We start from the raw sequence: 22,604 nt of genomic DNA on the forward strand, positions 1-22,604 counted from the left end.
GCCGGGCGCCCATTGCAGTGCTAGCTTTAGCCCACAGCCCGTGTAGCTCAGTTGGTAGAGCAGCGCACTCGTAACGCGAAGGTCGCAGGTTCGATTCCTGTCTCGGGCAAAAAGGCACCACAGTTTTCAGATGATCCCAGAATGGTTCTGAAGGCCAGACGAACCGGTATTCGTGCCCGTTCTTTTGTATCTGCGCAACCTTGATGACCCAGATGCATCCCCATTCCTTCGATCTAAGAGAACGACATGACCACGACAGAAATGACCCAGGAAGTGCGGCACGCAGAAGCCCTCAAGAAATACCTCGAGGAGTCGGCGCAGCTTAAGGAAGAGATCAAGGACCTGAGCGCTGATGATCAGCGCGACCAGATCCAGTGGGCATTCGAGGACGAGGCCGAGAGCCAGGGCTTCCAGCCTTGGGAACTGACCCTCAAGTACACCTGCACAGCGGAAGAATTCGAAGCTGCGCGCCTGGCCCTGCACAAAGAGGCGGCCGAGGTGCTGGGTGTCGAGTGGGAAGAGTATTGCGAGATGAACAATCTGGTGGTTTAGAAGCTACGGCAGGTTTCAAGCTGCAAGTGTCGCCAGGCGCCCTTGCAGCTTGAAGTTTGCAGCGACTCAGATACTGAGCCGCATCGACAGATCCACCGCCTTCACATCCTTGGTCATCGCGCCGATAGAGATGTAGTCCACGCCGGTCTCGGCAATGGGCAGCAAAGTGCTTTCGTTGATCCCGCCACTGGCTTCCAGCTTGGCCTTGCCGCCGTTCAAGCGCACGGCTTCGCGCATGTCGTCCAGGCTCAACTCATCCAGCATGATGATGTCGGCACCTGCCGCCAGGGCCTCGCGTAACTCCTCCAGGCTTTCCACTTCGACTTCCACCGGCTTGCCCGGGGCGATCTTGTGGGCGGCAGTAATGGCCTGTGCAATCCCCCCGCAGGCGGCGATATGGTTTTCCTTGATCAGGAACGCGTCATACAGACCGATGCGGTGATTGTGGCAACCGCCGCAGGTCACCGCGTACTTTTGCGCCAGGCGCAGCCCCGGCAGAGTCTTGCGGGTGTCCAGCAGCTTGACCTGGGTGGTGGCGACAAAGTCCGCCAGGTACTGCGCGCGGGTGGCCACGCCTGACAACAGTTGCAGGAAATTCAGCGCGCTGCGTTCGCCGGTCAGCAATGAGCGGGCAGGGCCTTCGAGGTGGAACAGCGCCTGGTTGGGGCTGACGCGTTCACCGTCGCGTACCTGCCAATGCACGGCAACCCGTGGGTCCAACTGGCGGAACACGGCATCGACCCAGGCGGTGCCACTGATAACCGCAGCATCACGGGTGATGATCGTGGCCTTGGCCAGGCGTTCGGCCGGGATCAGTTGCGCGGTGATATCGCCGCTGCCGATATCTTCCAGCAGTGCGCGGCGCACGTTGGCTTCGATTTCGGCGGTGAGGTCGGCGAGGCGTAGATTCGGCATAGCGGGCTCCACATACAAAGTGCCTCGATTATAGGGGCATGGCAGCGCCGAACCCAAGGTATGCCGGCATAACCTGGCTGATTACAAAGCCCGTACAGAGTTTGCTGGCGCTACAGGGTCTATTTGCAAGATAATCTCGCGCCTTGCAATTGGCGTCATAGCTTTGACGTCTCGGTGATCTACAAATAATCGTGGTAGCCCCCGGTATTCCATCGGTGGTTGTGGCGATCGTTCACAAAACCGAACCCCGTCGCTCCAGGAGGCCAGCATGCACAATGACGCAAAGGTGGTGCCGATCAACAGGATCGCCGCACAAGCGATGCCGTCGCCGCTCGCCCGCCTGCCTGTGATTGTGCTGCAGGTGCGTGACAAGGCCACGCAGCAACTCGACCGGGGGCTGCAGGAGTTGTTCGATAACGCCGACGACACTCTGTTCGAGATGGCCGACAAAGCCCGCAGCAGCGCCGACCACAATATTTTTTTTGAAGCCATGCGCGACCTGCGCCTCAAGCGCAAGAACTTCGAGCGCATGTTCATGGAACAGCTCTTCGACGCATTTGCCAACCTGGGGCAGGCCGGGCAAGGCGAGTTGCTGCTGCCGACGGTCTCCTACGAAGCAGCGCCCGGCGCGTGCGCCGATGACCTGGAAAAAGCCGTGGCCCTGGAGGCCATGCTCGACAAGGTCATGCACCGTGACGGCCTGGCCCTGGGGCAACTGACCGCCCGCCTCGGTGCGCTGCTGGGCAAGCACCTCGACGATCGGGAAAACCCCCTGGGCCCGGCGATGCTCTGCGAGTACTTCCTGCGGGCCGGGCGCAGCCTGGGGGTGGAGATCCGGGTCAAGCTGATCATTTTGAAACTGTTTGAAAAATACGTGCTCAGCGATGCCGACCTGCTGTACGGCGAGGCCAATCAGTTACTGGTGGCCACGGGTGTGCTGCCCGAGCTCAAGGCCGTACCCTCACGACGTCCCGGCGAACGTGCCAGCCGGGTCCGCCCGCCGGCGGAGGTAGCTCCGGCTGCCGACGCCCAGGCCGACGAGGGTGAGCAGCAAGTGTTCGCGGCCCTGCAGGAACTGTTGCTGACAGTGCGCGGCAGCGTCGCCCCGACCCTGGAGGCCAGCGCCCAGGCCCAGCCTATTTCCACCCGCGACCTGCTGCGTCTGCTCTCCCACTTACAGCAATATGTGCCAGACCCTGCGGTCGAGGACGATTTTGACCTGCGCCGCCAGTTGGAAGAACTGCTGACCCGGGTCAGCGTCAAGAGTGGCAAGTCGCGGGTGGTGGAGGATGCCGACGAGGACGTGATCAACCTGATCGCCATGTTGTTCGAGTTCATTCTCGACGACCGTACCTTGCCCGACTCCCTCAAGGCGTTGATTGCGCGCCTGCAGATTCCCATGTTGAAAGTGGCCGTGCTGGACAAAAGTTTTTTCAGCCGTGGCAGCCACCCGGCGCGGCGCCTGCTCAATGAAATCGGCACGGCCGCCTTGGGCTGGGGCAAGCGTGATGACTATCAGCGTGACAGTCTTTATGTGCGCATCGAGCAGGTGGTGCAGCGCCTGTTGAACGACTTTGTCGATGACCCGGCGATTTTCGCCGTACTTCTGCAGGAGTTCACCGCGTTTACCCAGGACGAGCGCCGCCGCAGTGAGCTGCTCGAACAGCGTACCCGCGACGCCGAAGAAGGGCGCGCCCGCACCGAACAGGCGCGGCAGCGGGTCGCCGATGCGGTGAATCAACGGTTGCGGGGCAAGGTCTTGCCGCACTTCGTGGTGCAGTTCCTGCAGCAGGCCTGGAGCCAGGTGTTGTTGCTCGAATGCCTCAAGCACGAGCAACCCTCGCCGCAGTGGCAGGCGCGGCTGCGGGTCATGGACGAATTGATCTGGAGTGTCGGCCTGAGTGAAGACACCGAAGCCGGCCGCCGCCTGCTGGAACAATTGCCCGCGTTGCTCAAGGCCCTGCGTGAGGGGCTGAGCGAGGCGGCGTTTGATTCCTTTGTGACCCGTGAGTTTTTTATCCAGTTGCAGGCCCTGCATACCCAGGCGTTCCAGGGGGCGGCGCTTCCCAATGTGACGCTGATCGAAGTGCGCGAAAACTCAGGCGCTGCGCCGCCGGTGGAGGCGGTCAGGCTGGCAGAGGACGATCCCGATCTGCTCAAGGTCCGGCAATTGCGCATCGGCAGTTGGGTCGAGTTCCGTGAAGATGAGGAAAACACCCTGCGCTGCAAGCTGACGGCGATCATTGCCCCGGCCAACAGCTATATATTTGTCAATCGCACTGGCCTCAAGGTCCTGGAAAAAACCTGCACGGAGCTGGCCCTGGAGTTCAAGCGTGGCGGGGTCCGCACCCTGGATGATGCACTGCTGTTCGACCGCGCGCTGGCGTCGGTGATTGGCAGCTTGCGCCAACTCAATCGCGCCAAGTGATCGCAACCACCCTGCGGATCACGGCATACTGAGCGCTCCCAAGTCGTGCGCAAGGAACCTGTATGCAGTTGGACCCCGCCAGCGGTTGGTGCCAGGGCATTGCCCATTGCCCGTCGCCCAACTTCAATGAACGCCCAGGCGGCGAGATTTCCCTGTTGGTGGTGCACAACATCAGCTTGCCACCGGCCCAGTTCGCCACGGGCAAAGTGCAGGCGTTTTTCCAGAATCGTCTGGATGTCACGGAACATCCCTACTTTGCAGGCATCGCTGACCTACGGGTATCCGCGCATTTTCTGATTGAGCGTGATGGTACGGTGACGCAATTTGTCTCCTGCCGGGACCGTGCCTGGCATGCTGGCGTCTCCTGTTTCGAGGGGCGCGAGACCTGCAATGACTTTTCCCTGGGGATCGAGCTTGAAGGGACCGACGACCAACCCTTTACCGACGCCCAGTACCATTCCCTGATCGAACTGAGTCGCCAATTGCTGGCCGCCTACCCGGGCATCACGCACCAGCGCATTTGCGGTCATAGTGACATCGCCCCAGGACGCAAGACCGATCCTGGACCGGCTTTTGATTGGGCGCGTTTTCGCGGCGCCTTGCAGGATGGAGGACATGCACAATGAGTTTCCTGGTGTTGGTGCTGGCAGTGTGGATCGAGAAGTTCTCGGCCTTGCGTCAGCGGGTACAGCGTGATGGCCGTTGGCTGCGCCAACTGGCGCGGCTTGAGTCGAGCGCGCGGCTGGGCAAACAACCCTGGCTGATCCTGGCGCTGCTGGTGTTGCTGCCGGTGGCATTGCTTGGGCTGTTACTGCTGGTCCTGGAGCCGCTGGCCTATGGTTTGCTAGCGCTGCCGGTGCACCTGTTGGTGGTGATCTACAGCCTGGGCCGCGGCGATTTGCTGGGCCAGTTGGGGCCGTTTCGCGATGCCTGGCGCCGGGGTGACTTGCAAGCCGCTGAACACGTTGCCGAACGTGACCTGGGCATTGGCGCCGACAGCGGCGAGCAACTGCTGGAGCGGGTCCAGGGCCATTTGCTGTGGCAGGCCTATCAGAGTTTTTTTGCGGTGATTTTCTGGTACTTCCTCCTCGGCCCGGTGGTGGCCCTGGCCTACCGCCTGTTGGCCCTGGCCAGTGAACACGGGCAGAACCCGCTGGTGGTCGAGCGCGCCGGGCAATTGCGCCATGCGTTCGACTGGTTGCCGGTGCGGTTGCTGGCGGCGAGCTTTGCCTTGGTCGGCAATTTTGTCGCGGTCAGCCGGGTAATGCTGCATGAACTGTTGAACTGGGATATCAGTGCGGCGCAGTTGGTGGAAAAGGTTGGCCTGGTGGCCGGCGAAATTCCTGCGCCGGTGGTCGGTGCCGAAGGGATCAACAGCCTGGATCGGTTGTGGGAACTGCTGCTGCGAGCGGCCGTGTTGTGGTACGCCGGGTTTGCGATCTGGACCGTCCTGCCCTGAAAAACACCTCTTGTGGGAGCGGGCTTGTGTGGGAGCGGGCTTGCCCGCGATGCGGTGTAGCAGTCAAAAAATCCGGTACTGACACACCGCTCCCACACAAGCCCGCTCCCACAAAGAGCCCGTAATGGCTTCAAAAATCGGTCGGCCGCCAGGCCCCGCCGATCGCGTTAACCTTAAGTTACAAAACTTCCCGCCGATTTAAGCTATACAGACAGCGCGCCCAATAGTGGCTTTCTGCCGCTGCCCTGCGCCTTCAATAAAAATAAAAGAAAAGGGAGTTCATCTGTGAAGAGCTTGCTCTATCCCGCCATCGCGCTGATGAATCGCCTGAGCTTCGGCATGAAGTTCAGCCTGATCAGTGTGTTGTTTTTCCTGCCCATGCTGGTGACCAACTATTACCTGGTCCGCGATTCCTGGCGTGAGTTCCAGGGCACGCAGGTTGAGTTGCAGAGCCTGGACCTGTTGGGCAGCAGCCTGATCCTGCGGCGCGACCTGGAAACCCTGAACAATCAGGTGCAGATCAACGCCACCCTTGGGCAGGCGGGCAAGGCGGGGGATATCGAAAGTCAAATCAGCGCTTTGGAGCAGCGCGTACTGGAGCGTCTGCAAGGTTTCCAGGCGATGACGACCGATCCCGAGCAGGTCGCGGTGTTCGAGGGCAAGCGCGATGAGATGATTGCGGCCTTCAAGGCCCAGCAAAGCGAGTCTTCACTGCTGAGCAAAAGTGCCTTGATCGGCAAGTTGCTGAACAAGGCGCAGATGTTCAGCCAGATCATTGCCAGCCAGTCGGGGTTGAGTCGTGATGTCCAGGGCGACGTGCGCCAACTCAGCGAACTGATTACCAGCGTCACTCCGCAAGTCACCCAGACCCTGGGCGAAGGCCGGGCCATGGGCGCATATTCCCTGGGCCAGGGTTTTCTCAACTCATCGTCCAGCACGCGTTTTGACGAACTGCTGCAGCAACTGGAAAAACTCCAGGCGGAATACGGTTTGAAAGTGCAGGACGCCCTGGGCTCCAGCAAGGCCGCCCATGGTTCACTGGATGCCTTGGCCCAAGCCAGCCAGGCCAGCCTCAAGCAGGGCAGCGAGCTGTTTGAAGAGCAGGTGGTGATGGCCGAAACCCTGGAGGCGCCGTGGCAGACCTTCTATGACGAAGTGACGGCCTTGATGGCCAAGACCTATCAACTGGACGACGCGACCCTGTCCTTCCTCGACCAGCAACTGCAGCAGCGCCTGGCCCAGAACCGTACGCACATGGTGCTGCTGGTCACAGCGCTGGCGGCGGTGTTCTTGTTGATTTTCTATCTGTACGGCGGCTTCTACGCCTCGACCCGCACCACCCTGCGCCACCTGGGGGCAATGATGGATAAGGTCGCTGCCGGGGACATGACTGTCAGCTTCAAGTCCCAGAGTCGCGATGAGCTGGGTGAATTGGGCGAAGTGTTCAATGGCACCGTGGCGAAAATCCACGACCTGATCGAGCGGGTAGGGCAGACCGTCCAGGAGGTCGAGCATCAGGCCGGACAAGTGGAGTCGGTGTCGGCGCGCAGCAATCAGGCGGTGTCGGGCCAGCGCAGCCAGATCGAGCAGGTGGCGACGGCCATGAACCAGATGTCGGCGACTGCCCATGAAGTGGCGCGCAGTGCCGCGGCGGCTGTCAGCAGTGCCCATAGCGTCAACGATGAAACCCTTAACGGGCGTGGCCTGGTGCAATCCCAGCAGGGCAGCATCGCGCTACTGGCATCGGAGATCGACCAGTCAGTGCTGGTGATCAACCAACTGGCCATCGACAGTCAATCCATCAGCAGCGTGCTGGAAGTGATCAAGAGCATCGCCGAACAAACCAACCTGCTGGCCCTGAACGCGGCCATCGAGGCGGCGCGGGCGGGGGAGCAGGGGCGTGGGTTTGCCGTGGTGGCCGATGAGGTGCGCACCCTGGCCCGGCGCACCCAGCACTCCACCGAAGAAATCGAGCAGATGATCGCCAAGTTGCACCAAGGCGTCGGCGCGGCCGTGAAGGCCATGGGCAGCAGCCATAAAATGGCCAGCGGCACGGTCGGGCAGTCGGAACAGGTCCAGTTGGCCCTGGAAAATATCCTCGGTGCGGTGGGCATGATCGTCGATCAGAACCAGCAAATCGCGGCGGCGGTGGAGCAGCAGACGGCGGTGGCCCACGACATCGACCAGAATATCGTCGAGATCAATCGGGCTGGCGAGCACGCGGCCCAGGGCGCGCACCAGACCGAAGAGGCCAGCCGGCAATTGTCTTTGCAGGTGATTGAGTTGAAAAAGCTGATCGGTGCCTTCCGCGTGTAAGACTTGGTTGTAGGCTTTATCCCTTTGCTATGTGGTGCATGTCCTGTTTTCCCGCGTGAGCTTTTTTTGCGCTGGGATTGGGTGAGAATTTGTTTCACCCCATCCAGCGCTTCCGGGAGGCAGGGCCATGACCGCGACAACTCCAGGCGTGAAAGGGCATTGCGCCCATTGCGATATCACCTTTGTGCTCAAGCCCTGGCAGCTCAATGCCATTGCACTCAACGAGCCCTTTGATTGCCCGTATTGCCACAAAGTCCTGCTGCTCAATTGCCCCAGGCAACTGCGTCAGTTGAAGTCCCTGGACAACCTGGCCCTGCTGCGCCCGAGCATGCTGGTGCTGACCTGCGTGGCCTTGTTGGTGGCCCTGGTGGTCGAGTGGGTCGGCTTGATCAGCAAGATCGGGCAATTGAATGTGTCGCTGGTGGCGATCCTGATTCACTTCCTGACCCTGCGCCACGCCCGCCACCGGCATCGCATGACCCTGACGCTAGAGGCGGTCAACCCCGTTATCGACGGGCCAGTGGAACACTTCGCAGGCGTTGCGGGTGCTCGCTTCGGCCAGCGCTGAAGGGCTGATGCCCATCAGTTCGGCCAGGGCGCTGCAGATGGCCGGCAGGTGTTGCGGGCTATTGCGTTGGCCGGGGTACATGGCGGGCGCCATGTCCGGCGAGTCGGTTTCCAGCACCACTGATTCCAGCGGCAGTTGGGCGATGACCTTGTGCATGCGCAGGGCCTGAGGCCAGGTTGGCGCGCCGCCCAGGCCCAGCTTGAACCCCAGCTTGATGTATTCGCGGGCTTCTTCGCGGCTGCCGGCGAAGGCATGGATGATCCCGCCCCGGGGCAGGCGAATGCGCTTGAGGGTGGCGATAACGGCCGCATGGCTGCGCCGCACATGCAGCAGCGCCGGCAACTGGAAGTCCACGGCCAACTGCAACTGGGCTTCAAACAGGGATTGCTGGCGTTCGCGGTCCAGGTGCGCCAGGAAGTAGTCCAGGCCGATTTCACCCACGGCGCAGAGCTGGCGATGGCCCTTGAGGCGGGTCAGCCAGTCGCCCAACTCGATCAGGTCTGCGGGGCGATGCTCATCCAGGTACACCGGGTGCAGGCCGAAGGCCCCGTGCAGGTCCGGGTCCTGTTGTGCCAGGTCCCATAGCCGCTGCCAATTGCGCTGGTACACCCCCAGCACCACCATGCGTCGTACGCCGAGCTGGCGACTGTGCCTGAGCACCTCGTCGCGATCAGCGTCGAAGTCCTCGAAGTCGAGGTGGGTGTGGCTGTCGATCAGCTCCACGCCTACGCCTCGTGAATCCGCTGCTTGAAGGTCCGGCCAATGGCATGCACACCCGGCTGGTAGTGTTGCTCTTCAATCGCCGCGAGTGCCAGGCGCAGGGCCGTCTCGGCGATCAGCGCGTGCTGCTGGGCCATGGCGTTGACCGGCAGCGGCAGGAAGTCCAGCAACTGGGTGTCACCAAAAGTGCCCAGGCGCAGCGGCCGGGATTTGAGCGGGAAGTCATGCAGCGCGTCAAACACCCCTTGCAGCAGGACGTAGGAAGTCGTCACCAATGCATCGGGTAAATGCCCCAGGCGTTGCAGGAGTTCTTCCATCAACTGGCGACCGCAGTCGCGGCTGAAGGCTTCGCCGTGCTCGACCAGCACATCACCTTTGAAGTCTTCAAGTGCTTGCTGGAAACCCGCCGCGCGCTCCTGGCTGATGCTCAGCTCGGGGCGGGCACCGATCAGGACGATCTGCCGGGGCAGGGGTTGCAGCAGGCTGCTGGTCAATTGCTGGCAGGCCTGGCGGTCATCGCTGACCACCGAGCAGAACTGCTCGGCGTCCATCACCCGGTCGATGGCAATCACCGGCAGGCCCTTGGCTTGCAGCTCGCGATAGCTGTCATCGCTGGCGGGCAGGCAACTGGCGACGAACAGTGCATCGCAACGCCGCGCGCGGAACAGTTGCAGCAACTGGCGCTCGCTGTTGGCATCGTCGTCGGAACTGGCGATCAGCAACTGATAGCCACGGGCCCGTGCGCCTTGTTCCAACAGCTTGGCGATCCGTGCATAACTGGGGTTTTCCAGGTCCGGCAGGATAAAGCCCAAGGTACGCGTGTGCCGGCTGCGCAATCCGGCGGCCTGGGGGTTGGGGGTAAAGCCGTGCTCCTCGACCACCGCCCGCACCCGTTCCACGGTGGCGCTGCTGATCCGTTGCTGTGCGGCCTTGCCATTGATGACGTAGCTGGCGGTGGTCACGGACACACCGGCTAAGCGTGCAATATCACTGAGTTTCAAACCGGGATTTCCTTGTTTTTTAGAGCTTGCCCCGACATTTTGTCCAATCGTAACCGATTCCTGCACGCGACCATTGTCGCAACTCAAGCGCCGAGCGGTGCTTCAAGGATGCAGAATTACCCAGTAATCTGCCATAAATTCTAGATTAAACGTTTCAGCAGGCGTATTTTTACGATGATCGCTGCTGAGTGCCTACTGCCAATTGACCACTCAGTCAGTTATTTTTGCACGGTTTAATCAAAACAATACCTAGTGCGCACCCCGCACTAACTAGGAGAAAGGCATGCTTGAGCTCACCGTAGAGCAGATATCCATGGGCCAGATGGCTGTGGATAAGTCTGCTGCCTTGCAACTGCTCGCCGAAAAACTGGTGGCCGATGGCCTGGTCGCCGAGGGTTACCTGAGCGGCCTGCAAGCCCGTGAAGCGCAAGGCTCGACCTTCCTTGGCCAAGGTATTGCGATCCCCCACGGCACTCCCGAAACCCGCGACCAGGTATTCGCCACCGGCGTGCGCCTGCTGCAATTTCCCCAAGGCGTGGATTGGGGCGATGGCCAGATCGTCTACCTGGCGATTGGCATCGCGGCCAAATCCGATGAACACCTGCGCCTGCTGCAACTGCTGACCCGCGCCCTCGGTGAAACCGACCTGGGCCAGGCGCTGTGCCGCGCCACCTCGGCCGACGCCTTGCTCAAACTGCTGCAGGGTGCGCCCCAGGAGCTGGCGCTGGATGCACAGATGATCGGCCTGGGCGTGTCCGCCGACGATTTTGAAGAACTGGTGTGGCGCGGCGCGCGCCTGTTGCGCCAGGCCGATTGCGTGAGCAATGGCTTTGCTGCCGTGTTGCAGCAAGTCGATGCATTACCCCTGGGTGATGGCCTGTGGTGGCTGCACAGTGAACAAACGGTCAAGCGCCCGGGCCTGGCCTTTGTCACCCCGGACAAACCCATGCGCTACTTGGGCCAGCCATTGAGCGGCCTGTTCTGCCTGGCCAGCCTCGGTGAGGCCCACCAGGCCCTGCTTGAGCGCCTGTGCGCCTTGCTGATTGAAGGGCGCGGCCAGGAACTGGGGCGTGCCACCAGCAGCCGGGCGGTCCTCGAAGTACTGGGTGGCGAACTGCCCGCCGATTGGCCCAGCGCACGCATTGCCCTGGCCAATGCCCACGGCCTGCATGCGCGGCCGGCCAAGGCACTGGCGCAACTGGCGAAGGGCTTCGACGGCGAGATCCGCGTGCGAATCGTCGACGGGCAGGGCGGCGCAGTGTCGGTCAAGAGCTTGAGTAAGCTGCTCAGCCTCGGCGCCCGCCGTGGTCAGGTGCTGGAGTTTGTCGCCGAGCCGGCGATTGCCGACGATGCGCTGCCGGCGTTGTTGGCGGCTGTGCAAGCGGGGCTTGGTGAAGACGTCGAGCCGCTGCCGGCCGTCAGCGCACGGGTTGAAGTCATCGAGGCCGAACCACCGCTCAGTGCGCCACTCTCCGGCAGCCTGATTCAGGCAATCCCTGCGGCACCGGGGATCGCCATCGGTCCGGCCCATATCCAAGTGTTGCAGCCTTTCGATTATCCACTGCGGGGCGAGTCGGCCAGCGCCGAGCGCGAGCGCCTATCCGCTGCGCTGCGTGATGTGCGCCACGATATCCAGGGCTTGATCGAGCGCAGCACGTCCAAGGCGATCCGCGAGATTTTCATCACCCACCAGGAAATGCTCGACGACCCGGAACTGACCGACGAAGTCGACACCCGCCTCAAGCAAGGCGAAAGCGCCGAAGCGGCGTGGATGAGCGTGATCGAAGCGGCCGCCAAACAGCAGGAGTCCTTGCAGGACGCGTTGCTCGCCGAACGCGCCGCCGACCTTCGGGATATCGGCCGGCGGGTGCTGGCGCAACTATGTGGCATCGACACCCCGCAGGAGCCCGACGAACCTTACATTCTGGTGATGGATGAGGTCGGCCCGTCGGATGTGGCGCGCCTCGACCCGACGCGCGTGGCGGGGATCCTCACCGCACGCGGGGGGGCCACCGCCCACAGTGCCATCGTCGCCCGCGCCCTGGGGATTCCCGCATTGGTTGGCGCGGGGCCGGCGGTCTTGCTGCTGGCCTCGGGCACGCCACTGTTGCTCGACGGCCAGCGTGGGCGCCTGCATGTGGATGCCGATGCCGGCACCTTGCAGCGCGCCACGCAGGAGCGCGACACCCGCGAACAACGCCTGCAGGCCGCCGCCGCCCAGCGCCATGAACCGGCCATAACCCGTGATGGGCATGCCGTGGAAGTGTTCGCCAATATCGGCGAAAGCGCAGGAGTGGCCGCGGCGGTCGAGCAGGGCGCCGAAGGCATTGGCCTGCTGCGTACCGAACTGATTTTCATGGCCCATTCCCAGGCCCCCGACGAAGCCACCCAGGAAGCCGAATACCGCCGGGTGCTCGACGGCCTGGCTGGGCGACCGCTGGTGGTGCGCACCCTGGATGTGGGCGGTGATAAACCCCTGCCTTACTGGCCGATTGCCAAAGAAGAAAACCCGTTCCTGGGTGTGCGCGGCATCCGCCTGACCCTGCAACGCCCGCAGATCATGGAAACCCAACTGCGTGCGCTGTTGCGTTCGGCGGACGGTCGCCCGCTGCGCATCATGTTTCCCATGGTCGGCAGCGTCGATGAGTGGCGCCAGGCCCGGGACATGACCGAGCGCCTGCGCGAGCAGATCCCGGTAGCGGACCTGCAACTGGGGATCATGATCGAAGTGCCTTCGGCGGCCTTGCTGGCGCCAGTACTGGCCAAGGAAGTGGACTTCTTCAGCATTGGCACCAATGACCTGACCCAGTACACCCTGGCCATCGACCGTGGGCATCCCACCCTGTCGGCCCAGGCTGACGGGCTGCACCCGGCGGTGCTGCAACTGATCGACATCACCGTGCGCGCCGCCCATGCCCATGGCAAATGGGTCGGGGTGTGCGGTGAACTGGCGGCCGACCCGCTGGCCGTGCCGGTGTTGGTCGGCCTTGGCGTCGACGAGTTGAGCGTGTCGGCCCGCAGCATTCCCGAGGTCAAGGCCCGGGTCCGTGAATTCACCCTGAGCGAGGCCCAGACCCTCGCACAAAACGCCTTGGCCGTGGGCTCTCCCGCGCAAGTGCGCGCCCTTGTGGAGGCTGTGTAAATGGCAAGGATTCTAAGCCTGACGCTGAACCCGGCGTTGGACCTGACCGTACAACTGGCGCGCCTGGAGCCCGGGGCGGTCAATCGTAGCCAGGCCATGCTGACCCATGCGGCGGGCAAGGGCGTGAATGTCGCCCAGGTGTTGGCGGACCTTGGCCATCAAGTGACGGTTGGCGGATTCCTGGGGGCAGACAATCCCCAGGCGTTCGACGCGTTGATTGCCCGTCGGGGTTTTGTCGATGCGTTTATTCGTGTGCCGGGGGAAACCCGCAGCAATATCAAAATCGCTGAGCACGACGGCCGGGTGACCGATATCAACGCCCCGGGGCCACAGGTCAGCGCGCAGGCGCAAGAGGCGATGCTTGAGCAGTTGACGCGGATTGCCCCCGGCCATGATGTGGTGGTGGTCGCTGGCAGTCTGCCCCGTGGGGTCAGCCCGCAGTGGCTGTACGCCTTGTTGCAGCACCTGAAAACCCTGGGTCTCAAAGTCGCCCTGGACACCAGCGGCGAGGCTTTGCGTGCCGGGTTGCAGGCCGCTCCCTGGTTGATCAAGCCCAACACCGAAGAACTGGCCGATGCGCTGGATTGCCCAGCCGACACGCCTGCGCAACAGGCCCAGGCGGCCAAGCGCCTGCATGCGCAAGGTGTGGAGCATGTGGTGGTGTCCCAGGGTGCCGAGGGGGTCAATTGGTTCACTGCAAACGGCGCGTTCCATGCCACGCCGCCCCGCGTCACCGTCGCCAGTACGGTGGGCGCGGGTGACTCGTTGCTGGCCGGCATGCTCCACGGTCTGCTGGTACAGGACAGCGCACATACGACCCTGGCGCGGGCCACGGCCATCGCCGCCATGGCCGTCACACAGATCGGTTTCGGCATCAGCGATGACGCGCACCTGGCGCGCCTCGAAAGCGGCGTGCAAGTACGCCCGCTGACAGAACAATAAGAGGGTTTGTCATGAAGTTAGCCATTGTTACCGCCTGCCCCAACGGCATGGTCACCAGTGTGCTGTGCGCCCGCTTGCTGGACGCCGCCGCACAACGCCAGGGCTGGAGCACCAGCGTGGAAGTGGTGGACGTGAACCACCCCGAGCGCGCCCTTTCCCAGGCCACCCTCGACGCGGCCGAATGGGTGTTGCTGGTCGCCAGCACGCCCGTGGACATGCAGCGCTTTGTCGGCAAGCGCGTGTACCAGAGCACTCCGGCCCAGGCGTTACAGGACGTTGAAGCGGTGCTGCAACGGGGCGCGCAAGAGGCCCAGTTGTACGTTGCCAGCACCACAGTGCCGACGGTAAAAAACGTGCCGCGCATTGTCGCCATCACCGCCTGCCCCACCGGCGTGGCCCACACTTTTATGGCCGCCGAAGCGTTGCAGCAGGCCGCCAAGGCCAAGGGTTACGACCTGCAGGTGGAAACCCAGGGCTCGGTAGGCGCACGTACGCCCCTGACCGAGCAAGCCATTCGCGATGCCGACGTGGTGCTGCTGGCCGCCGATATCGAAGTGGCCACCGAGCGCTTTGCCGGCAAGAAAATCTACCGCTGTGGCACTGGCATTGCGCTCAAGCAGTCCGCCGCGATCCTCGATAAAGCCCTGGCCGAAGGCCAGCAGGAAAGCGCCGCCAGCGGTACGGCGGCCAAACCAGAGAAAACCGGGGTCTACAAACACCTGCTGACCGGCGTGTCATTCATGTTGCCGATGGTCGTGGCCGGGGGCTTGTTGATTGCCCTGTCCTTCGTCTTCGGTATTCACGCCTACGAAGAGCCCGGCACCCTGGCGGCGGCCCTCAAAGCGGTCGGCGACCATGCCTTCACCCTGATGGTGCCGCTGCTCGCCGGCTACATCGCCTATTCGATTGCCGACCGTCCGGGCCTCGCGCCGGGGATGATCGGCGGCCTGTTGGCCAGCACCCTGGGCGCAGGTTTTATCGGCGGGATCTTTGCCGGTTTCCTCGCCGGCTACAGCGTCAAGCTGATTACCCGCGCGGTGCCATTGCCGCAGAGCCTGGAGTCGCTCAAGCCGATCCTGATCATCCCGTTGCTGGCGAGCCTGATCACCGGCCTGGCGATGATCTACCTGATCGGCCCGCCGGTGGCGCAGATGCTAGTGGGCCTGACGGACTTCCTCAGCACCATGGGCACCACCAATGCGGTGCTGCTGGGCATCCTGCTGGGCGGGATGATGTGCGCCGACCTTGGCGGGCCGATCAACAAGGCGGCCTACGCGTTCTCCGTCGGCCTGCTGGCCTCCCAGAGCGGCGCACCGATGGCCGCCACCATGGCCGCGGGCATGGTGCCGCCGATTGGCATGGCAATCGCCACGTTCCTGGCCCGGCGCAAGTTCGCCCAGACCGAGCGCGAGGCCGGCAAGGCTGCGTTGATCCTGGGCATGTGCTTTATCTCCGAAGGCGCCATCCCGTTTGCCGCCAAGGACCCGCTACGGGTGATCCCGGCTAGCATCGCCGGCGGCGCATTGACCGGTGCCTTGTCGATGTACTTCGGCTGCAAGCTGATGGCCCCCCACGGCGGGCTGTTTGTGATGCTGATCCCGAACACCATCAACCATGCGCTGTTGTACCTGTTGGCGATCGTCGCTGGCAGCGTGCTCACCGGCTTGGTGTATGCCGTGATCAAGCGCCCCGAGGCCGTCGCCTCAATGTAGGTGTCGGCGCCTGTCATCTGTGCTTCATCCGCCCATGCTTTAGTTTTCCTTTTGCTGTGCAGAGGGAAAGCCATGAGCCACTTCAACCCCGGCCGTCGCCGGGTGATTCAGGGTGTCGGCGCCGGCCTGCTGTTGCCGGGGCTGGCACCGGCGGTGATCGCGTCGGTCAAGGACCGGCCGCAGTTGACCGATGGCGTGCAGTCCGGCGACTTGCTGGGCGACCGCGCCATGATCTGGAGTCGCTGCGACCGCCCGGCACGGATGGTGGTCGAGTGGGATACCCGCAGCCTGTTCAGCAACCCGCGCCGATTCATCTCGTCTTTGGCCGACAGCCGCAGCGACTTCACCGCCCGCGTCGAGTTGACCGGGCTGCCCGCCGACCAGGCGATTTTCTACCGTGTGCAATTTGAGGACGCGCAGACCGGCGTGGCTAGCGAGCCCTGGTTCGGCCACTTGCGCAGCGTGCCGCAACAGCGCCGCGATATCCGCTTTGTGTGGAGCGGCGACACCGTCGGCCAGGGCTTCGGCATCAACCCGGACATCGGCGGCATGCGCATCTACGAAGCCATGCGTCTGCGCCTGCCGGATTTTTTTATCCACAGCGGCGACACCATCTACGCCGACGGCCCGGTGCCGGCGCAACTGACCACCGAAAGCGGGCGTATCTGGCGCAACCTCACCACCGAGGCCAAGAGCAAAGTCGCCGAAACCCTGGATGAATACCGTGGTAACTATCGCTACAACCTGATGGACGAGAACGTGCGCCGCTTCAATGCCCAGGTGCCGCAGATCTGGCAATGGGACGATCACGAAGTGGTCAACAACTGGTCGCCTGGCAAGCAACTGGACGAGCGTTACCAGACCAAGGACATCACCACCCTGGTGGGCCGCGCACGCCAGGCCTGGCTGGAATATGCGCCGATGCGCTTGCAGAGCGCCGATCAGGGCGGGCGCATCTACCGCAAGCTCAGCTACGGGCCGTTGCTCGATGTGTTTGTACTGGACATGCGCAGCTATCGTGAGGCCAACGATGGCAACCTGGGCGCTGCCAAACCGTTTCTGGGGCGGGCGCAATTGGACTGGCTCAAGGGCGGACTCAAGGCATCGAAGGCGCAGTGGAAGGTGATTGCCGCCGACATGCCTATCGGCCTCGGCGTGCCCGACGGCGAAGTCAGCCCCGGTGTGCCGCGCTGGGAAGCGGTGGCCAACGGCGACCCTGGCGCGGCCCAGGGCCGTGAGCTGGAAATTGCCGAGTTACTCGGTTTTCTGCGCGCGCAACAGGTGCGCAACCATGTGTGGCTGACCGCCGATGTGCACTACTGCGCGGCGCACCACTACCACCCGGACCGGGCGGCGTTCCAGGATTTCGAGCCGTTCTGGGAGTTTGTCGCGGGGCCCTTGAATGCAGGGAGCTTCGGGCCCAATCCGCTGGATAAAACCTTTGGCCCGCAGGTGGTGTTTGAAAAAGCCCCACCGGCGCAAAACACGTCGCCGTTTGCCGGGTTCCAGTTTTTTGGCGAGGTGCAGATTGATGGGCAAACGGCGGAGCTGACGGTCACGTTGCGCGACCTGGATGGCGTGTCGGTATTCGAACAAAAACTCCAACCCACCTGACCTGAAATGCGCCCAAACCTGTGGGAGCAGGCTTGCCCGCGATTGCGATAGATCAGCCAGCCAATCGGTTACTGACAGACCGCCATCGCGGGCAAGCCCGCTCCCACATTTTGATAGGTGTAGGTCAGTAGACATCCCGGCGGTAGCGGCCCTGTTCGATAAGGCGTTGCACCGCCTCGCTTCCCAGAACATCCACCAACACCTGATCCACCCCGGCCGCCATGCCCTGCAAACTCCCGCAGACATAAATCGCTGCGCCCTCGGCGAGCCATTTACGCAGTACATCGGCGGATTCGCGCAGGCGGTCCTGGACGTAGATTTTCTCGTCTTGATCCCGCGAAAACGCCAGGTCCAGCAACGCCAGGTCGCCACTGGCCAACCAGCCTTGCAGCTCCTCCTGGCAGTGGTAGTCATGGGCGATGTTGCGTTCGCCGAACAGCAACCAGTTGCGCTGCTGGCCATCGGCGATGCGCGCCTTGAGCAGGCTGCGCAAGCCGGCCAGGCCAGTGCCGTTGCCCAGCAGAATCATTGGCACAGGCTCCGTTGGCAGATGGAAGCCGCTGTTGCGCCGCAACCGCAGGCTGATCGCGGCACCCAGCGGCGCGTGCTCGGTCAGCCAGCCCGACCCCAGGCCCAGGCTGCCGTCAGGGTGGCGTTCCTGGCGCACGATCAGCTCCAGCACGCCGTCGCTGGCAATCGAGGCGATGGAGTATTCGCGCACGCCCACTGGCACCAGTGCCTCCACCAGCGCCTGGGCGTGCAGGCCGACCAGATGGGAGCGGTTGTCCGGCAATTGGCGGCTGGCCAGCACCTGTTCCAGGGGCCGCGCCAGGCCATCGACAAGCACTTCGTCCGTGCCGGCGATGCCCAGGCCATCGAGGAAATGCTCGACGGCCCACGGGCAATGGCGTGGCAGAATTTCCACCAGGTCGCCGGCCAGCCAGTCGCGCGGGGCGGGCGGGTTGAGGCCCAGCAGGTAGACACCCGTGCCGCTGCTGTCTGGGTTGAGCAAGGTACGCCGGCTCAGGGTCCAGCTTTCATAGTGGGCGCTGGCCCAGGCGGCCGGTGCATGGCCGGTGATCTGCCCCAGTTGGTGTTGCCAGTGCAGCAGGGCCTCCTGGTCGCCGCTGTCGACTTCGACCGGGGCGAACAATGCGTTGCCGCCCTGGTGGGTCAGCCAGAAGTGCAGGCGCCGGGCAAAGCCGCAGAAGTGCTGGTATTGGCGATCGCCCAGGGCCAGCACCGAGTAGTTCAGGCCCTGGAGGGAAAGGTCGCGCCCCAGCACGCTGCGTTCGAAGCCGCGCGCGCTGTCCGGTGCTTCGCCATCGCCGAAGGTACTGACCACAAACAGTGCGTGTTCCGACTGGCGCAAGTCCTCTTCGCTGACGCTGCCCAGGGGCTTGACCTTCACCGGCAACCCGTCGGCCTGCAACTGGCCGGCGGTCTGCCAGGCCAGTTGCTCGGCAAACCCGCTCTGGCTGGCGAAACCGATCAGCCAGGCCGGTGCATCGCTGTGGTTCTCGCCCAGGCCTTTACGGGCATCGCGCACCTGGCGTTTTTTGCGGCGGCGGTCCAGGTACAGCAACCAGCCGGTAATAAAGAACAGCGGCATGCACAGCGCGGTGACGGTAAGAATGATCCGCCCCACCAGGCCGAAATAACTGCCCACATGCAGGGCATAGATGCTGGTCAGCAACTGCGCCTTGAGGCTTTTGTCGCCATAGCGCTCGACGCTTTTGACGACGCCTGTGGCCGGGTCGAGGTTGATCTGGTTCAGCGCGCGGTCATGGGGCGAGCTCTGCAACAGGTAGTAGACCGTGGCCGGTTGCCCGGCGACAGGTGGCATACGGATGTTGTAGGCGCTCAAGCCCGGGCCGGCAGAGCTGTAGATGCTGCTCCAGATCGCCTCGTAATTGGCGATGGGCGCCGGGCCCGCAGGCGCCGGGCCGCGATTGCGCACCCGCTCGTTCTGCGGTGCATCGGACAGCAGCCGGGTCAGGCCTTTGTTGTACCACTCGTAGGACCAGGACAGCCCGGTAAGCGCGGCCAACAGATAGAACAGCAGGCACCAGGTGCCGAACACCGAGTGCAGGTCCCAGTTGAAGCTGCGGCCTTTCTTGCGCCAGTCCAGGGTCAGCCAGGCACGCCAGCTCGCCACCTGGCGCGGCCAGCGCAGGTACAGGCCGGAAAGGCAGAAGAAAATCAGAATCAGCGTACAGGCGCCGGTGATTTGCCGGCCGGTGTCACCCATGGCGAGGAAGCGGTGCAGTTGCAGCATCAGGCCGAAAAAGTCCTGGCCGACGGCGTCGCCCAGGTAGTCGCCGGTGTACGGGTCGAAGTAGCGCATCTGCCCCCGGCGCTCGCCCGGTGGCGGGGTGAAGAACACGCGGGCAGCGTTGCCGCTTTCGCTTTCTACCCACAGCATGGACACGGCCTTGCCTTCGGTGGCTTCGAGCTTGCGTACCAGTTCAGTGGGCGGCAGCACCCCGGCGGGTTGTTTTTGCACGGTCAGTACCGTGGGGTTGAGCGCCCGCAGGATTTCATCCTGGAACGAGTACGCGGCCCCGGTAATCCCCATCAATGCCAACACCAGCCCGGCGGTAATGCCGAAAAACCAGTGCAACTGGAACAGGGTTTTCTTCAACACGTCGGACGGCCTCGCTGAGCTGGATATGATTTTTACGGCGCGCATTATGCCGTGGGTGGTCGAGAAACTTTCTTTTTTACAGACGAAAGCCCCGGGCAGCCAATGCGCGGGGCTTTTGCATGAAACGTCTAGCGCCTTAGAAGTGGAAGCTGGTGGTCAACAGCGCGGTACGACCGGCTGCCTGGTTGGCGAAGTGCGCGCCATAGGCCTTGTCGTAGTAGGTCTTGTCGGTCAGGTTTTGCACGTTCAATTGCAGGTCGACGTTTTTGGTCAGCTTGTAACTGGCCATGGCGTCGTAGCGGGTGTAGGACGGCACGTAGACGGTGTTGGCCGGGTCGCCGTAGACGTCGTCCACATAGAACGCGCCGCCACCGACGGTCAGTTTCGAGGTGATGTCATAGGTGGTCCACAGGCTGAAGGAGTGCTTCGGCGTGTTGGGCATTTCGTTGCCTTTGTTGGAGCCCGCAGTCACCACGCCTTGGCGGTTGCCGTTTTTGCCTGGGTCCACCAGCTCGCTTTTCAGGTAGCTGTAGCCGGCGAATACCTGCCACTGCTCGGTGAGTTTGCCGCTGGCGGAAAGCTCCAGGCCATCGACCCGGGATTCGCCGGCATTTTCATAGGTGTTGGAGTTCACCAGGATGCGCGCGTTTTTCTTCTCGGTGCGGAACACGGCAGCGGTCAGGGACAGGCGGTCGTGGAACAGATCCCACTTGGTGCCCAGCTCGTAGTTGACGGTTTCTTCCGGCTTCATGTCGCTGGTGTTGATGCCGGTTGGGATGGCGTTGGAGTCGACACCTTCACCCACCAGGCCGCCAGCGGGCGAGGCCGAAGTGGCATAGGAGGTGTAGATGCTGCCGTTTTCCATCGGCTTCCAGACCAGGCCGGCCTGCCAGTTGAAGAACTGGCTGTCGTCTTTGAGCTTGGTACGGCCGGTGGCTGCGTTGGTGTTGGCGACGGTGTCGAAGGTGTCATAACGCAGGCCAACGTTCAGCAGCCACTGTGGATCGAGCTCGATGGTGTCGAACACGTACGCGGCGCGGCTGGTGGCCTTGGTGTTGGTGCCCATGTAGTTGCGGGCGACGCTGCCGGTCCAGGCATCGTTTGGGTTCGGGTCGCTCAATGACGTGCACTGACCACCCTTGCCACCCCCGGCCACAGTGCAGACAGGGTTAGTGTTTGGGCTGACGGTGTAACCGCTGACACGGGTTTCTTCCCCGGTAAATTCCAGGCCGGTGGAGTAGCTGTGCTTGAAGCCCAGGGCCTGGAAGCTGCCAAACAGATCGGTCTGGTTGGTGGTGGTCGTGGTGGTCGACACACGGCTATTGGCCCGGCGCCAGACGGTGCCGAACTGGTTGACGTTGAGTTTGCTGTCGTCCGGCTGAGTGAGGACGTAATCCTGACCCGTACTGCCATGACGCAGGGTGTTCTTGATCGTCATGTTGTCGTTCAGATCGTGCTCGATGGAGAACGTACTGATATCGGCGCGGGTCTTGCGGAAGTCGCGATCCTTGAGGCCGTAGAAGTTGCTGCTGTCGCCGCCGTCGGTAGGCTTGTCGTGACCATGGTTGGTGGCTGCGGCGGAGCTATAGCCATAAGGAATGCCCGAATCCGGCAGGTCGTTGCTTTCCATATGGTAGTAGCTGAGGTTGACGCGGGTCGGGGTGCCCAGGCCAAAGGTCAGCGACGGTGCCACGCCCCAACGGTCGTAGTTGACTGCGTCGCGGCCGGCCACGTTCTGTTCGTGGCTCATCAGGTTCAGGCGAAACGCGGCACTGTCGAGGAACTGGCGGTTGACGTCGAGGGCATAGCGACGGGTCTGGTCGGAGCCGTAGGTAAAACCGCCGTTGAGGAAGTCCCGTGCTTGTGGGGTTTTGCTCACCAGGTTAAGGCTGCCACCGGCCGAGCCACGGCCCCCAAACGAGGAGTTGGGGCCCTTGCTGACTTCGATGGACTCGATATCGAAAATTTCCCGGCTCTGGCCGCCGGTGTCACGCACGCCGTCCAGGTAGGTGTCGCCCTGGGCATCGAAGCCGCGGATGAACGGGCGGTCGCCCTGGGGGTTGCCGCCTTCGCCAGCACCAAAGGTAATGCCCGGCACGGTACGCAGAGCGTCCTGCAGCGAGGTGGCGGCAGTGTCCTTGAGTACCTGCGCCGGTACCACGGTGACGGAGCGCGGGGTGTCGACCAGCGGCGCGGTGTATTTCTGCGAAGAGGCGTTTTCGGTCTGGTAGGAGGTCGCGTCCTGTTCCTGGCCGGTGATGCTGGTGGCTCCCAGGGAAATGCTGTTGCGCTCGCCTTTTTGTTCGGTCTCTTCGGCCGCTTGCGCCATGTGGGCCACGGAGCTGGCGCTGATGGCCACGCCAATGGCCGAGGCCAGCAAGCGCGGTGAACTGTTTGGTGTTTTTGTAATGTGGCGCGACATGAAATTCCCTACCCCAAGGATGTTAGGGCGCGAAATATATTGTAAACAATTATGCATAGCAATTGAGAGGCATTGCTATTTGCATCCTATTTACAAAATTTACACTTCGGGAGTTACGGTTTTTGCGGGCTCATACGTCTGCCCGTCGGATCAGGGTTTTACAGCG

15 protein-coding genes and 1 tRNA gene are annotated in these 22,604 nt (G+C 62.8%); 11 read left to right on the top strand and 5 right to left on the bottom strand.

What is annotated here, in order from left to right; all coding sequences use genetic code 11:
- The first annotated feature begins 36 nt into the window (after positions 1–36).
- Together HBO24_RS04665 and HBO24_RS04670 are read left to right on the top strand one after the other, a co-directional pair.
- Positions 37–109: transfer RNA gene (locus tag HBO24_RS04665), tRNA-Thr, on the top strand.
- 137 nt (positions 110–246) lie between these two features.
- Positions 247–552, top strand: coding sequence for a DUF6388 family protein (locus HBO24_RS04670; RefSeq protein WP_057444407.1), 306 nt, complete (start codon positions 247–249; stop codon positions 550–552).
- A gap of 66 nt (positions 553–618) precedes the next feature.
- Here the strand turns inward: HBO24_RS04670 and nadC are convergent, their stop codons facing one another.
- The gene (gene nadC, locus HBO24_RS04675) at positions 619–1,467 is read right to left on the bottom strand and encodes a carboxylating nicotinate-nucleotide diphosphorylase (protein ID WP_057958406.1); all 849 of its coding nucleotides are present in this window, start codon (positions 1,465–1,467) and stop codon (positions 619–621) included.
- Between the two features lie 268 nt (positions 1,468–1,735).
- Between nadC and HBO24_RS04680 the strand changes: the two genes are divergently transcribed.
- The 5 genes from HBO24_RS04680 to HBO24_RS04700 all read left to right on the top strand — a co-directional run bounded on the left by HBO24_RS04680 (position 1,736) and on the right by HBO24_RS04700 (position 8,238).
- Positions 1,736–3,895 (top strand): DUF1631 domain-containing protein, encoded by a 2,160-nt coding sequence (locus tag HBO24_RS04680; protein ID WP_169989531.1) that lies wholly within the window; start codon positions 1,736–1,738, stop codon positions 3,893–3,895.
- Between the two features lie 62 nt (positions 3,896–3,957).
- Complete coding sequence (ampD, locus tag HBO24_RS04685) at positions 3,958–4,521, top strand: 1,6-anhydro-N-acetylmuramyl-L-alanine amidase AmpD (RefSeq protein WP_128592790.1); 564 nt, start codon at positions 3,958–3,960, stop codon at positions 4,519–4,521.
- Complete coding sequence (gene ampE, locus HBO24_RS04690; RefSeq protein WP_057441051.1) at positions 4,518–5,354, top strand: regulatory signaling modulator protein AmpE; 837 nt, start codon at positions 4,518–4,520, stop codon at positions 5,352–5,354. The genes ampD and ampE overlap by 4 nt, the downstream gene beginning before the upstream one ends.
- A gap of 285 nt (positions 5,355–5,639) precedes the next feature.
- On the top strand, positions 5,640–7,670 hold the full coding sequence (locus HBO24_RS04695; RefSeq protein WP_057441048.1) for a methyl-accepting chemotaxis protein: 2,031 nt from the start codon (positions 5,640–5,642) through the stop codon (positions 7,668–7,670).
- A 127-nt stretch (positions 7,671–7,797) separates the two neighbouring features.
- Positions 7,798–8,238, top strand: coding sequence for a hypothetical protein (locus HBO24_RS04700; RefSeq protein WP_057958408.1), 441 nt, complete (start codon positions 7,798–7,800; stop codon positions 8,236–8,238).
- Here the strand turns inward: HBO24_RS04700 and HBO24_RS04705 are convergent.
- Positions 8,158–8,961 carry a TatD family hydrolase gene (locus HBO24_RS04705; RefSeq protein ID WP_170044040.1) on the bottom strand — a complete coding sequence of 268 codons (804 nt, stop codon included), beginning with the start codon at positions 8,959–8,961 and terminating at the stop codon, positions 8,158–8,160. The genes HBO24_RS04700 and HBO24_RS04705 overlap by 81 nt on opposite strands.
- Positions 8,962–8,963: 2 nt before the next feature.
- The gene (gene cra / locus HBO24_RS04710; protein WP_057444409.1) at positions 8,964–9,959 is read right to left on the bottom strand and encodes a catabolite repressor/activator; all 996 of its coding nucleotides are present in this window, start codon (positions 9,957–9,959) and stop codon (positions 8,964–8,966) included.
- Between the two features lie 283 nt (positions 9,960–10,242).
- Here cra and ptsP point away from each other — a divergent pair, with 283 nt between their 5' ends.
- From ptsP to HBO24_RS04730, 4 genes are all read left to right on the top strand, one after another.
- On the top strand, positions 10,243–13,101 hold the full coding sequence (ptsP, locus tag HBO24_RS04715; RefSeq protein WP_170044041.1) for a phosphoenolpyruvate--protein phosphotransferase: 2,859 nt from the start codon (positions 10,243–10,245) through the stop codon (positions 13,099–13,101).
- Positions 13,102–14,043 carry a 1-phosphofructokinase gene (gene pfkB / locus HBO24_RS04720; RefSeq protein WP_057958412.1) on the top strand — a complete coding sequence of 314 codons (942 nt, stop codon included), beginning with the start codon at positions 13,102–13,104 and terminating at the stop codon, positions 14,041–14,043.
- An 11-nt stretch (positions 14,044–14,054) separates the two neighbouring features.
- On the top strand, positions 14,055–15,755 hold the full coding sequence (locus HBO24_RS04725) for a PTS fructose-like transporter subunit IIB (RefSeq protein WP_170044042.1): 1,701 nt from the start codon (positions 14,055–14,057) through the stop codon (positions 15,753–15,755).
- Between the two features lie 72 nt (positions 15,756–15,827).
- Positions 15,828–17,369, top strand: coding sequence for an alkaline phosphatase D family protein (locus HBO24_RS04730; RefSeq protein WP_170044043.1), 1,542 nt, complete (start codon positions 15,828–15,830; stop codon positions 17,367–17,369).
- A gap of 124 nt (positions 17,370–17,493) precedes the next feature.
- Here the strand turns inward: HBO24_RS04730 and HBO24_RS04735 are convergent, their stop codons facing one another.
- Positions 17,494–20,016: a sulfite reductase flavoprotein subunit alpha gene (locus tag HBO24_RS04735; protein ID WP_170059355.1), complete on the bottom strand. Its 2,523-nt coding sequence runs from the start codon at positions 20,014–20,016 to the stop codon at positions 17,494–17,496.
- Between the two features lie 136 nt (positions 20,017–20,152).
- Positions 20,153–22,438, bottom strand: a complete 2,286-nt coding sequence (locus HBO24_RS04740) for a TonB-dependent siderophore receptor (protein ID WP_057441035.1) — start codon at positions 22,436–22,438, stop codon at positions 20,153–20,155.
- Positions 22,439–22,604: the final 166 nt, after the last annotated feature.

Origin of the sequence: Pseudomonas sp. WS 5410 (assembly GCF_012985645.1) — a bacterium.
Classification (GTDB): Bacteria; Pseudomonadota; Gammaproteobacteria; order Pseudomonadales; family Pseudomonadaceae; genus Aquipseudomonas; species Aquipseudomonas shahriarae.

Coding starts and splice junctions, on each gene's coding strand:
- HBO24_RS04730 (WP_170044043.1), top strand. CDS start 15,828: ATGAGCCACTTCAACCCCGGCCGTCGCCGGGTGATTCAGGGTGTCGGC.
- HBO24_RS04740 (WP_057441035.1), bottom strand. CDS start 22,438: ATGTCGCGCCACATTACAAAAACACCAAACAGTTCACCGCGCTTGCTG.
- HBO24_RS04700 (WP_057958408.1), top strand. CDS start 7,798: ATGACCGCGACAACTCCAGGCGTGAAAGGGCATTGCGCCCATTGCGAT.
- ptsP (WP_170044041.1), top strand. CDS start 10,243: ATGCTTGAGCTCACCGTAGAGCAGATATCCATGGGCCAGATGGCTGTG.
- HBO24_RS04725 (WP_170044042.1), top strand. CDS start 14,055: ATGAAGTTAGCCATTGTTACCGCCTGCCCCAACGGCATGGTCACCAGT.
- ampD (WP_128592790.1), top strand. CDS start 3,958: ATGCAGTTGGACCCCGCCAGCGGTTGGTGCCAGGGCATTGCCCATTGC.
- HBO24_RS04670 (WP_057444407.1), top strand. CDS start 247: ATGACCACGACAGAAATGACCCAGGAAGTGCGGCACGCAGAAGCCCTC.
- pfkB (WP_057958412.1), top strand. CDS start 13,102: ATGGCAAGGATTCTAAGCCTGACGCTGAACCCGGCGTTGGACCTGACC.
- HBO24_RS04680 (WP_169989531.1), top strand. CDS start 1,736: ATGCACAATGACGCAAAGGTGGTGCCGATCAACAGGATCGCCGCACAA.
- nadC (WP_057958406.1), bottom strand. CDS start 1,467: ATGCCGAATCTACGCCTCGCCGACCTCACCGCCGAAATCGAAGCCAAC.
- ampE (WP_057441051.1), top strand. CDS start 4,518: ATGAGTTTCCTGGTGTTGGTGCTGGCAGTGTGGATCGAGAAGTTCTCG.